General features: G+C 44.4%; 1 protein-coding gene. It reads right to left on the reverse strand.

What is annotated here, in order from left to right:
• On the reverse strand, nucleotides 1-279 hold a 279-nt coding region (locus tag R0J92_RS22595; protein ID WP_411053306.1), incomplete at both ends, for a hypothetical protein.

A 279-nucleotide genomic window follows, 5' to 3' on the forward strand; every position in this document is an offset into this window, starting at 1 on the left:
CAGCAAAAGCCTTTTCAGGATTGAGAGAACCCTGAGCTACCGTAAATCTCCCATCCTCCATCCCTGTTATGATATTGCCTTTACTCGCCAAATTCTGGCTATTGTAAGCAATATCTTCTATATCTCGGGTGGTTAGAGCCTGACCTTGAGCATTTAGTTTCCGAGTCTTGTCTTTATTAGTAGGATTCCACCATTGCCCCGTATCGAGCCAAATTTGCCCCCCCGACAGACTTCGGGAACTAGCTAAATTAGGATTTATCTTGTCTGGAGTGGTGATAT

The sequence above is a fragment of the Tritonibacter sp. SIMBA_163 genome (genome assembly GCF_046535935.1).
Taxonomy (GTDB): domain Bacteria; phylum Pseudomonadota; class Alphaproteobacteria; order Rhodobacterales; family Rhodobacteraceae; genus Epibacterium; species Epibacterium scottomollicae.